Source organism: Vibrio sp. 10N.222.52.C3 (assembly GCF_041474195.1).
Classification (GTDB): domain Bacteria; phylum Pseudomonadota; class Gammaproteobacteria; order Enterobacterales; family Vibrionaceae; genus Vibrio; species Vibrio crassostreae_C.
In genome coordinates this window covers 1-11,704 of sequence record NZ_JBFRTQ010000051.1, presented here as the reverse complement: position 1 = coordinate 11,704, position 11,704 = coordinate 1, and the positions used below count along the sequence as shown (strand labels likewise).

General features: G+C 45.7%; 9 protein-coding genes. All 9 read right to left on the bottom strand.

Annotation, left to right across the window (positions count from 1 at the left end; all coding sequences use genetic code 11):
• Positions 1–113 precede the first annotated feature (113 nt).
• Positions 114–731, bottom strand: coding sequence for a class I SAM-dependent methyltransferase (locus AB4517_RS09615; protein WP_017064868.1), 618 nt, complete (start codon positions 729–731; stop codon positions 114–116).
• Positions 731–1,984, bottom strand: coding sequence for a HAMP domain-containing sensor histidine kinase (locus AB4517_RS09610; RefSeq protein ID WP_017070986.1), 1,254 nt, complete (start codon positions 1,982–1,984; stop codon positions 731–733). The genes AB4517_RS09615 and AB4517_RS09610 overlap by 1 nt, the downstream gene beginning before the upstream one ends.
• A complete protein-coding gene (locus AB4517_RS09605; protein WP_017070987.1) occupies positions 1,981–2,691 on the bottom strand; it encodes a response regulator transcription factor in 711 nt (236 codons plus the stop codon). Before AB4517_RS09605 ends, AB4517_RS09610 begins: the two co-directional genes overlap by 4 nt.
• 135 nt (positions 2,692–2,826) lie before the next feature.
• On the bottom strand, positions 2,827–6,015 hold the full coding sequence (locus AB4517_RS09600; RefSeq protein ID WP_372138106.1) for an efflux RND transporter permease subunit: 3,189 nt from the start codon (positions 6,013–6,015) through the stop codon (positions 2,827–2,829).
• A gap of 2 nt (positions 6,016–6,017) precedes the next feature.
• Positions 6,018–7,247: an efflux RND transporter periplasmic adaptor subunit gene (locus AB4517_RS09595; RefSeq protein ID WP_372148262.1), complete on the bottom strand. Its 1,230-nt coding sequence runs from the start codon at positions 7,245–7,247 to the stop codon at positions 6,018–6,020.
• Positions 7,244–8,662 (bottom strand): TolC family protein, encoded by a 1,419-nt coding sequence (locus tag AB4517_RS09590; protein ID WP_372148261.1) that lies wholly within the window; start codon positions 8,660–8,662, stop codon positions 7,244–7,246. Before AB4517_RS09590 ends, AB4517_RS09595 begins: the two co-directional genes overlap by 4 nt.
• A 114-nt stretch (positions 8,663–8,776) precedes the next feature.
• Positions 8,777–9,046: a hypothetical protein gene (locus AB4517_RS09585; protein ID WP_017060599.1), complete on the bottom strand. Its 270-nt coding sequence runs from the start codon at positions 9,044–9,046 to the stop codon at positions 8,777–8,779.
• 301 nt (positions 9,047–9,347) lie between these two features.
• Positions 9,348–10,556 (bottom strand): NupC/NupG family nucleoside CNT transporter, encoded by a 1,209-nt coding sequence (locus tag AB4517_RS09580; protein ID WP_017060598.1) that lies wholly within the window; start codon positions 10,554–10,556, stop codon positions 9,348–9,350.
• A gap of 445 nt (positions 10,557–11,001) precedes the next feature.
• Complete coding sequence (locus AB4517_RS09575) at positions 11,002–11,622, bottom strand: hypothetical protein (protein ID WP_017060596.1); 621 nt, start codon at positions 11,620–11,622, stop codon at positions 11,002–11,004.
• Positions 11,623–11,704: the final 82 nt, after the last annotated feature.

Below are 11,704 nucleotides of genomic sequence, written 5' to 3'. Positions count from 1 at the left end.
CTTTACGGGGTCACTTCATTCAAGGCTGCGGCTTTTTGCTGTTTACTACGTCAGTACTCGTATCAAAAGTTGTTAATATCAAAACCTGCGTAAAGATAAAAACAAAGACGACATCAAGCTCCTGACACGGCTTTGTTCATCACTATCGTAAAATCCCCTTCTGCGTAGCCCTCCGTTAAAGAGACATCATCGCAGAGCGTTTTACAGAAACGATAGACACCTTGAGGGTGATAACTCATCAAGGTATTACGCGAAGGATACTGGCTTGAGTTGAGAAGATTAAAAATCACCGTCTGATTCGCCAGTTCATACATGCGAGTAATCATGTTTGTCAGATAATCAGAATCACGAGAGATGTAGTTCAGTGAACCACTAGCGATGACAATGTCGTGCGCCTCAAGGTTCATTTTGCTCATATCACCCGCCAAAAACTGACAACGATCTTCTGTGTAGTTTTGCTTCGCCTTCTTAAGAAAGCCTGCGTGTTGGTCAACGCCGGTATAAGATTGAATACGATAGATGCTGTCGAGCAGTTCAAACAGCTCGCCATAGCCGCAACCCAAATCTAAAACACTCTTCTTTTCGAAGTCCGCCGCACGAGCGATTACTTCAAAGCGACACAATTGACTCTCTTCGCTAGTCCAACCTAAAGCTTTAGCCTTGTCGCCATTCGAGCGGTTAGTTTGTTTCCGATGATAGCGATACACCTTCCAACGATCGAGCCAGTGCATTACGAGAAATCCACCCACACTTCACGACCACCAGCCAGCTCTTGGTTATGGTATTGCCATTGATATTGCGCGAGCAGCTTTTCGGTGAGCTCTAACCCTAGACCAAAGCCCAAATGATTGTCTTCTATCGTGCCGTCAGTGTTGTGATTAACAATGGTGACTTTCGAGCCTACCTGAACGATGCCCACGGTACCGCTTCCTGTGTGTTGGAAAGCATTGCGAATCAAATTGGTCAGCACTATGCGAGTGAGTCCGACTGGCAACTGACATTGTGTGTCGTCGCGTTCAAGATTCACAGCCACGGCTTTGCCATTCAATAGATAGCTTAAATCGTGGTTTATTTGTTGCAGCAGTTCACCGAGATGTATGTTTTCTAGAGGCAGATCTTTGTCTTGTTGTCGGGTAAGCCACAACAAGGTTTCTGTCAGATCTGTCATGGTGAAACCCGCGCGCTTGATTCGATCAATGACTTCAAGCTGCTTTTCTGGGCTCTTTCCCTTTTGAATCAACTTCTCTAGCAATTCACTATTTGTTCTTGTGACCGCAATAGGAGTACGTAATTCGTGGCTCGCGTAACCCAAAAATTTCTGCTCTCGTTCTAAGCTGTTTTGAACCGAACTCAAACTATCACGAATGATGTTAGCCAAGGTGTTCAGTTCACTGAAGTGAAAATCAGGTGTCGGTTCACTGAGGTTATCTTTATCTAGCGATTTGGCCCAGTTCTTTAGCTGCTCAACAGGCGATGCCACCTTACGTAACACCAAAACCAAGATAACGAAAAACAGTACGATCGCACCCAGTGCGGTCAAAAGAATCGTGATAAAGTGCGGAAGCCCTTCATCATTAATGAAAGGGTCATGTTTTTGAGCAAACACCGCAGAAACATAACGAACCTCATTACCTTTCATCACCTTCATGGCGAAATAGCCTTTCTCGGGAGGTGAGAATATAGATTTGCCAATGATTATTTTGGTCATGCGGTTGAATTGCAGTTCGTTCTGGTTAAGGTTGTTCTGAATACTTTGTGGCAAGTCGCTCCATTGGGTCGCCACCGTAAATTCTTGATTGGTCATAGGCTTACCCGGCTTTACCGCATCTTGTTGCGCTTGGGCAATCATAGAGCCACGCATAGCGATATCCATCCCCGAGACAAAGTAGTTTACGCTCAAGGCAGAAAGAACCAGAATCGTGGTCACGCCTGTGACTAAAATAGCCAATAAAACGTAGATCCTTAAGCTTGGTCTGATCTTCATGCTTGTCGTAACTCCTTAATCGCAAAACCTTTACCCGCAATGGTATGCAGCAGCTTATTGTCTTGTTCAGCATCGACTTGTTTACGCAGATTGAAGATATGCACTTTTAAGCTATTACTGTCTGGTTGATCGTCGCCCCACACGCCCTGCATAATGGTCTCACGAGAAACAGGATTAGGGCTAGAACGCATCAAGATTTCCAGTATTTTGAGTGCGGTAGGCGAAAGCTTTAAAGGGGAATTATCGCGATAGGCTTGATGCTGTTTTAGGTCAATTTCCAAATCGCTTACCGACAAGCGGCGAACCTGACCACTGCGTCGCTTCGCCAACACTTGCACTCGAACAATCAACTCTTCCATTGCAAAAGGTTTCACCAGGTAATCATCGGCCCCTTTTGAAAAGCCTGTCAGCTTATCATCAAGCGTATCACGTGCAGTCAGCATCAAAACGGGTGTATCAATACCCTGCGTTCTGAGATTCTCACACACCTGCAAGCCGTTCATTTTAGGTAAGTTGAGATCGAGAATTACCGCGTCATATCGGTTTGTTTCGATGAGGTTGAGTCCAGCTAAACCATTCGCTGCATGATCGCACTGGATATCTTCTAAATCGAGGTAATCAATAACAGCAGTGGCTAAATCAAGGTCGTCTTCAACCAAAAGCAATTGAAGCTTATCTGTGAGTTTATTGGTGACGGATTCTGCCATCGTGACGACCTCTATTGTTAGTTGTAGTGTAGCTTTGTAGTGATCTTTAATATCTTGTTCGGTAATGAACCTAGACCGAAGTTGCTGAGCCTCGCTCGGCATTTATCAGCCTAGATATCATTAGCTTAGCTATTGTTAGGCCGTTTGTTCAACGCCTTTGACTCGATTTGTGACTTTAAGAATCAGAGACTTAATCTCACACTGAATCATTAACAATGCTGGCGTTAGAATCAGTGTAATAAACGTCGCAAACAAAATACCGTAGCCTAGCGCCGCTGCCGCAGGGATCAGGAACTGAGCCTGTAAAGACGTTTCACTTAATAGTGGCGTCAAACCTGCAAACGTCGTGACCGATGTAAGTAATACCGCTCTTAGTCGACCAGAACACGCTTCAACAATCGCATCGTGAACCGACTTGCCCTGCTCTTTGATTAGCTCGTTGAAACGAGAAACCAACAACAAGCTGTCATTCACCACCACACCGCTCAACGCAAGGATACCGTTTAACGATAGGATACTGATTGTTAAGTCATTCCACCAGTGCCCTAAGATTGCCCCAACAATACCAAATGGAATCGCTGTCATGATGATCACTGGTTGAATGTAAGACTTCAGCGGGATAGCAAGCAGCGTATAAATCGCTATCATGGCAAGTATGAACATACTCATCATTGAACTAGCCGTCTCTTCTTGTTCTTCCGTTTCGCCAGCAAAGTCGACCGTTAATCCCGGGTATTGCGCTTCTAAATCGGGTACTAATGTGTCTTGCAACTGATGAACAAGCTCAGCAGGTGCAACCACGTCTTTATCTAATACTGCACTGATGTACACCGCTCGTTGGCTATCAATGCGTGTGATCTCTGATACTTGGTAATCAGAATATACTTCAGCAACCGTGCTCAAAGGCACCACGGTACCGTCGTTGGTTCTCACGCTCGCTTGCTTGATATCCGCAATGGTTTGGCGATCCGATTCAGGGTAACGAACTCGAACTTTTACCTCATCCTTACCACGCTGGAACTGCTGAACGATATCACCACCAAACGCCTGTAATACTTGTTGTGAAAGGCTTGCCGTATCGAAACCTAACGCACGGCCTTGCTGTGTTAATTCAAAACGATACTGAGGCTCACCAAGATCCAAGTTATGGTCAATACCACTCACACCTTCAATCGCTTGCAGCTTGGTTAAGAATTCATTACCCGCCGCAGTCACTGATTCTTCATTCCATGCTTTCAGCTCTACTTTGAAGTTGTCGACCATCTCCATTTTAGACAAGATCTTGAGCTTCTTAACCCCTTCCATCTGGCCCACAGTCTCTTGCCAAGCATCAGCAAACTCGTTCGATGTGTAGACACTGTCGCTGTCCAATTCAATTTTCACTTGGCCAGAATCATCGGCATCCGCGATAACTTGAAGACTCAACAGCTTAGACGCTTCATCTTGAGCACCGTATTTGGCTCTCAGTGTTTCATCCGTTTGTGTTGCCGCCGCTTCAAGCACTAATAAGTTTTGTTGTGTTTGGCCAAAGCTCGCGTCGTTTTGCATCGACATATCCGCAGTTACCGTATCACCCGGCATATCAGGGAAGAACGCTACACGAACCGCCCCCGTCATTGGTAACCCAGCAACTAAAATAAGCAATGACAAGAAAACCATCACTACCGCATAACGCAGTTTCAGCGCCCATTCAATTGTGGGGCAGTAGATACGCTTATTAAACCAACCTAGTCCAGTATCGGCAGCATGTTGAACGCGAGCCCACACTCCCTTCTTCTCACTGCGCTTAGTATTAATATGAGCGAGGTGCGACGGAAGAATGAACTTAGACTCAACCAAAGACAGCAACAAACAGATAGTCACGACCGTGCCGAATTGAGCGTAAATTTGCCCCATTTTACCGTCAACATTCGCTAACGCTAAGAAGGCAACAACTGTCGTTAACACACCAAATATAGTTGGTGATGCCACCTTCATGGTACCTCGAATGGTACTGCCTATCGAATCGCCTTCTTCTTTGCGTGTGGAATAGATACTCTCCCCGACCACCACCGCATCATCGACTACTATCCCGAGCGCCATAATGAAACCAAAGGTGGTCATTTCATTGATGGTTAACCCCATGAAGGTATCTGTCATGAAGAACATGGTGCCAAAAAAAACAAACGGTAAGCCAGCGGCGACCCAGAAAGCGACACGCACGTTTAGGAATACCGCTAACACGATGAACACCAAAGCAATACCGGTGAGCGCGTTCTTCATCAATAGGCTTAAGCGGTCTTTGATCATGGTACTTTTATCATACCAAGTTTCGATTTCGACATCGCTAGGCAGCATGTTGCTGTTTTCCCAGCGCTCTACCACTTTCTCTGCTTGTTCAACAATGCTGACGACGTCTCCGTATTCATCCATCACGATCTGAATTGCCATCGCATTCTGTTGGTTATAACGAGAAAGCATGAAGGTATCATCAGCAAACATGTCTTCAACGTTGGCAATGTCACCCAAGGTAATTTGCGTACCATCAGTCGTCGTCATCACCGGAATCGCGTTGAAATCTTGGATCTCATACGCCTGTTCAGAAACCTTCAAACGAACCGTTTTTTCGCCATTACGAAGGCTCGTCGAGATAGCCGCAGAAGATTCCGCATTGATCGCTTCAGAAACGTCAGTCAGAGTTAAGCCGTATGCCTGTAGCTTGTTCTCATCAACCTCAACTGAGATCATAGGGTCAGCCTTAGCCTTGATTTCCAAATCACGAATTGATGACTGGCTCAATAGATCTGATTTCAATTGCTCGGCTAAGCTTTGAAGCGTTGCTCGGTCTGCGTCACCATAGATCTGCACCCATAAGGCATGATCTTGCATGCGAGCTTTATCAATCACAGGATTATCAGCGCCAGAAGGCAGGTTATTGATCGCATCAACCTTAGTTTTAACGTCAGTTAACAGGGTATCAAGATCATAGGTGCTCGTTTTTTCAATCGAAACATGGCTACCATTCGCATCAGAAGTTGACGTAATACGCTTAATGCCCGGTACGGTTTCTAACGCATCTTCAATCTTAATCGCTAGGCCTTCTTCCGCCTGAATAGGGTCACCACTGTCATAGGTCACAGACACTGTCACCACATCGGGTTCAAGGCTTGGAAATGCTTCTTTACGCAATGAGTTCAGTGATAACAGGCCTATGATGATCACGCCCACTAACAACAAATTCGCTGCTACAGAGTTATTCGCGAACCATGCGATTGCGCCAGTGTGTGGTTTAGTTGGCTTCTGGTTACTGTCCGCTTGGTTATTCGGTTTCAACTCATGAGACATGACTACCCCTCCGCCTTAGCCAGAACGACCATGCCCGCTTTAAAGCTACTTAACGGACGCTTAACCACTTGAACACCGTCACCAATTTCCAAGTTCAATTTGGTAGGATCGATGTAAATAAAACCACCCTTTTCAAATTCAACATTCGCGTTTGATTTAGAAAGCAGACCGTTGTCATCCACAAACCACAGGTCACCTTGTTGCGAAAGTGCAGAAGCCGGAAGCTCCCACAATTGAGTTAGTTGCTTACCCGAGATCGTCGCTTGCACGAACGTGCCTGGATAAAGAGCTTTCTCTTGCTCCAAAGGGTTATCGACTTTCACGATCAATGAGCGCTGACGCGTATCTTGTTGTAAGTGCTGCTCAACACGCTCGACATAACCTTGCCATTGGAATTGACCGTCAGAACTCGATAGAGTCACTGGCCACGGCTGCTCTTTCAGTTGGGTGTTATCGCTGTTGGGTAGGCTCAACCATTGGCTTTCAGAAAGGGGGACAGAAACTTCAACCTCATCAACGCTGTATAACGTGGCTATCTGAGCGCCCGTTTGTGCGTAGCTTCCCGGTTGAACATCACGGCTCACGACCAACGAATCAAAAGGGGCAACCAAGGTTGTTTTTTCGAGGTCTTGCTCAGCCTTCACCAATTCAAGCTTGGCGTTCTCCAAGGCTGCTGTTACTTGTGCCAGTTGTGGTTCGCGTAATACTAAAGGTGAATCCGGCTCGCCAGACAAACCAGAGCGTTGCCATTCAGACTTAGCTTGTTCGCCTTGTCTCTGCTCTTCCAACAAATCCAGTTGAGCTTGAGCCACATTTGCCTTCGCTTGGGTTACCGCTTGTTGGTAACTGGTCGAATCGATATTAGCGATCACTTCACCTTGGCCAATCACTTGCCCAGTTTCAAACTGCGAGCTGATCGTTTCTACTCGGCCACCAACTTCCGTCGAAAACATCAATTCGTAACGCGACTTCGCTTCCCCGTAACCCACCACTTCTGCTTGGTAGTCACCGAGAGTGGCAAGTACCACAGACACTTGCTGTTGTTGTGAAGCAGGTAAGGTCGTCGTATCAATAGACTTGGTTTGAATAGGCGTAGCTTGAGGTTCTGAAACCGTTAGTTCATTCGTCTTTTGAGGAGCAGGAGCCACTTGTGAATCGTTGTAAGCAAGGGCAGCAAAAATGCTTGAACCAGCCACTAAGGTGATTGCAATTGTGATGGTGTTCAGTTTCATGAAGATACTCCCAAGCCCAGAGCTAGGCCTAAATCAATTCGGTTTACGAGACGGTTATAAATGGTTTGTGTTAACTGCGCTTCAAGGTCATAGGTTTGCTGCTGAACAGTAAGTAGATCAAAAATGTCGACCAAACCCTGACGGTATTTCTCTTCATAGCTAGTGAAGCTGCGTTGTGCGCTTACCAAGGCGTTCGTTAGGTGTTGCTGTTGAAGCGTTAATGAGGACTCTTGCCCCATTGCATTTTCCACTTCATTCACCGCATTGAGCAGTGTCTCTTGGTAAGCCCAGTAGCTGGTTTCTGTGGTTAGGTCAGCAATTTCTGCCTGTGCTTTTAGCTTGCCACCTTGAAACAGTGGTGCTGACACTTGGCCAAGCGCACTCCACAAAGGTCCGGTAAGCAGCGCTTCGCTCGGAGAATCCGCCATATCGGTTAGGCTGGCAGATAAGCTGATCGACGGCAGCATCGCTTTGTACGCCGCGTCAGCACGCAATGTTTCTGCTTCGATATTGAAGAAAGCCGCTTGAAGATCGGGTCGACCTGCTAGATCTTGTGTCGGCATATTGTCTAGTGGATTAATGATGGTTGGAAACGAACCTAGCTCAGCAAGGGATAGCTCATCAGATTCACCACTCCACTGACCCGTTAATAAAACCAATTCACGTCGGCTTTGTGCAAGCTGCTCACGGTAATCAGCTAAGGTTGCTTGAGTCGATGCGCTGCTCGTTTTTGCATTATCTAGATCTTCAAGGCTACCTAGCCCTGCGCGATAACGTTCTAAAACAAGTTCTTCATTGTTTTCTAGAATCACCAAACGTTGCGAGTCGATATCGACAAGCTGTTGCTTCAAACTGATATCAAGCCAACCTCTCATCACACTCGCGACCAAAAGATCTTGAGCGCCCTGAAGGTTAGCCTGAGACGTCGCAATGTCTTTCAAAGCGGCGTTGTTTGTGTCTGCAAGCTTCTGCCATAGATCGAGCTCCCAACCAACCGTGACATCAGTGGTGTAGGTTTCAGTCGTGCTTGAGCCGTCAGTGCCTTCGTCAGCTTGACCAGAAAAGCTCGCATCGACAGTTGGTAAGCGATCACCTGAAGTTACACCTTGCAGCGCATAAGCTATTTTGAGTGCTGTAATGCTTTGTTGGATGCTTGGGCTGTTCTGCAGAGCGCGCTCGATATAGAGGTCGAGCTCCGGTGCATTCACTAAATCGGTAAGTTGTACGTTCTCTGCGTCTAGATCTTGTTGAGTAGAAGCCTGTTGAATCAGCTCTGCGAGTAAGCTTTGTTGTGTCTGATTAGTGCTTTGCTCAGCGAGTGAAACATAGTCGGCCTGACTGGTTGTCGTGCAACCCATCAATCCGATTAGAGCAAGTGAAATAAGGGAATGTTTTAAAGGAAGATTCAATTTCATCTTCTTGTCTCCTGTAAGAATGGAGACAAGATAACGAGCTGGGGGTTAAGAGAGGGTTAAGGCGAACGTTAACCCCAAAAGAAAATACAAAAAGCGTACGTTTAAACTTCAGCTTTACGCTTCTGACTTGCTTGAAAAGAGCCCACCGATTTTATAACCGATCGCATAACAAACCACGGCGACAGTAACAAAAACTAATGCCGAAAAGAAATACGCTACAGACGCTGCGACACCTGCCCCCCACACGACGCTGAACACCAAACCGAGATAAGCCTCTTTTGGCCACTGGTAGATAGGAAACTGAGCGCCGCCAGCAATTAGGTAAACCATCGCAAACAAGCCAATGAAGGTGACAATAAGACCGATGAGAACGCGAATGTTCATGGAGAGACCCTTGATTAATTTAGCTTGGTTGCCATTGTTCCGAGTCGAAAGCGGATATGCTTAGTCGGAACCGGATCTTCTTAATCGAAGCCGAATGTTATTAATCGCAACCTGATGATATTCAAGTATATCGGATAAAAGGAACTGGCTCTATTACTCTTCCGAGTGAGCTTTTACTCACGATAGACAAATCACAGTCGACGGCCAAAACCTGATTTCGCCTGATTAACAGGCACAAAAAAGCGGACACCCTCCTTACGTTAACTCCGTAAGCAAAGTGTCCGCTTTAACTGAATCTAGCTTAAAGCAGGATGAAAATACCCGCTAAGCATGCACTCATTAGGTTTGCTAGCGTACCAGCAGCTACAGCTTTCAAACCTAAGTTTGCAACTTCAGCACGGCGCTCTGGTGCCATAACACCGATTGAACCTAACTGAATCGCGATAGAACCAATGTTAGCAAAGCCACATAGAGCAAAAGTCACGATCACTTGGCTGTGTTCAGATAACAGAGCTTTGTTCTCAACGAAGTCGATGAAAGCAACAAACTCGTTCATAACGATCTTCTGACCGATGTAAGAACCCGCCATCAATACTTCGTCACTTGGGATACCGATCAGCCATGCAAGAGGCGAGAACAGGTAACCGAAGATAGCTTGCAGCGTAATACCCGCAAAACCGAACGTTTCACCTAGGCTTTCTAGGCCAGTGTTGACCATCGCAATCACACTCACGAAGGCAACCAACATAGTACCAACTGCTACCGCAACCTTCATACCGTTCATCGCGCCGCTTGCCAATGCATCAATCACGTTGCTTTGGTCAGCTTTATCTAGTTCGATATGGTCGTAATCACTTGGTGTGCTGCGCTCAGGAACAATGATCTTCGCCATTAACAGGCTACCCGGAGCCGCCATAAAGCTTGCAGCGATAAGGTATTTAAGCTCAACACCAAGGCCAGCATAACCACCAAGTACACTACCCGCTACCGACGCCATACCACCTGCCATTACAGCAAACAGTTCCGAACGAGTCATAGACTTTAAAAAGGGACGAATAAGAAGAGGAGACTCACCCTGAGAAAGGAAGATATTACCTGTAGCAACCAGAGATTCAGCTTTACTTGTACCCAGCAGTTTTTGCACCGCTCCGCCCAAGATTTGAATCACTTTTTGCATAACGCCTAAGTAATAAAGCGCAGAAATCAAAGCACTGAAGAAGATAATGATTGGAAGCACGCGAACCGCGAAAATGAAGCCTTCAGTAGCAAGGTCACCGAAAAGGAATGCGATACCAACGTCTGCAAAACCAAGCAGGCTAGAAACACCATTACTTAGGCTTGTTAGCGCCAATTGTCCCCATGGGAAATACAAGACTAAGGCTGCAAAACCGATTTGAAGTAATAGTGCACGAGAGACCGTTTTCCAGTTAATTGAAGAACGACTTTCAGATAACAGGTACGCGCAAGCAATCAGTGCAAGAACACCGACAAAACCAAATAGAATATTCATAATGTGTCCTAGTAATCCTTAAAGAGTGAACATGAGCCAAGCAAATGACATCAAAGGAACAGGACAAAGAACCGCAAGCAAAACGCTACGCGATGAAGGAGCTAACAGGGTTAGCGAATGTAACAACGAGTTGTTCATGTAAAAAATCACCTTATACAAGCAGTGGAACGTAGCTGGTCCGGTCCGTGGGGTCATTCACATATCCATGTGACGGCTTGTATTGGCTAAGCACCGGCTTAAAACCGGAAAAGAAGTATAAACAGTTAAGTGAGACTTTCATCACATTTTTTGACGCAAACGATCGCGCGGTCATAAAGCGTACAAATCGAACTACTTCTCGCAATAATTCATTTTCCCAGCAAGAAATAATGCAAAAAAAACCATCATTAAAACAAAAAGCCACAGAGTGTGGCTTTTTCAAAATATGAGATCAAAGTGGGAATAACTAGTTTAGCAGGGCACTTTTCACTTCAGCATCTCGGAATATCTCTTCAAAACGCTGTTTGTAGATCAGTTGCATCTCATTGATGATTGCACCACCATCAGGTACATCATTCTCGCCTTGGAAATTTTTGCTGAGTAGCTTATTACCAGCTTCATCATAGATAATCACATTAACGTTGTACCAAGAGTTATCCGTAAATGCGTGGAAGTCATACTTCCACTCATTCAAGACAAACATCATCGATTTGTTGTCGAATGCTTTCATCTGCTCAGCAACCTTGGTGATATCCTCTTCAGGCGTCGTCTCAACCGACTCAACAGCTACTTGCTGTTTTTTCAAGCCTGCGACCAATCTGTCAGTCAAAAATTGAGACATTGGCTGCTGTGTCGCCGTGTTGTAGGTATAAGGAATACCTAACGAACTGCGAATAATTCCCTCAAATTTTGGCTCTTTATCATGATCGAGAACGTATGGTCTCTTATCGATTACAGCGACGGTCAACGCTTTTTCCTGTGGAACTTCATTGAGTTGAGGCGCACTTTGTTCTGCTGTTAATACCGTTGCACAACCAGAAAGCCCTAACGATACTGCAGCGAGCAGTAAACTGACGAGTTTTTTCATAGATTTACCTATCTTATTGTTTTGAATAGGCTGTTCTAACAAAAATCGACTTAATGAGTAAACATTCATAAAATCAATATTT

Excerpts from the sequence above, each read along its gene's own strand:
- AB4517_RS09615 (WP_017064868.1), bottom strand. The coding sequence starts at position 731 with ATGCACTGGCTCGATCGTTGGAAGGTGTATCGCTATCATCGGAAACAA.
- AB4517_RS09610 (WP_017070986.1), bottom strand. The coding sequence starts at position 1,984 with ATGAAGATCAGACCAAGCTTAAGGATCTACGTTTTATTGGCTATTTTA.
- AB4517_RS09605 (WP_017070987.1), bottom strand. The coding sequence starts at position 2,691 with ATGGCAGAATCCGTCACCAATAAACTCACAGATAAGCTTCAATTGCTT.
- AB4517_RS09600 (WP_372138106.1), bottom strand. The coding sequence starts at position 6,015 with ATGTCTCATGAGTTGAAACCGAATAACCAAGCGGACAGTAACCAGAAG.
- AB4517_RS09595 (WP_372148262.1), bottom strand. The coding sequence starts at position 7,247 with ATGAAACTGAACACCATCACAATTGCAATCACCTTAGTGGCTGGTTCA.
- AB4517_RS09590 (WP_372148261.1), bottom strand. The coding sequence starts at position 8,662 with ATGAAATTGAATCTTCCTTTAAAACATTCCCTTATTTCACTTGCTCTA.
- AB4517_RS09585 (WP_017060599.1), bottom strand. The coding sequence starts at position 9,046 with ATGAACATTCGCGTTCTCATCGGTCTTATTGTCACCTTCATTGGCTTG.
- AB4517_RS09580 (WP_017060598.1), bottom strand. The coding sequence starts at position 10,556 with ATGAATATTCTATTTGGTTTTGTCGGTGTTCTTGCACTGATTGCTTGC.
- AB4517_RS09575 (WP_017060596.1), bottom strand. The coding sequence starts at position 11,622 with ATGAAAAAACTCGTCAGTTTACTGCTCGCTGCAGTATCGTTAGGGCTT.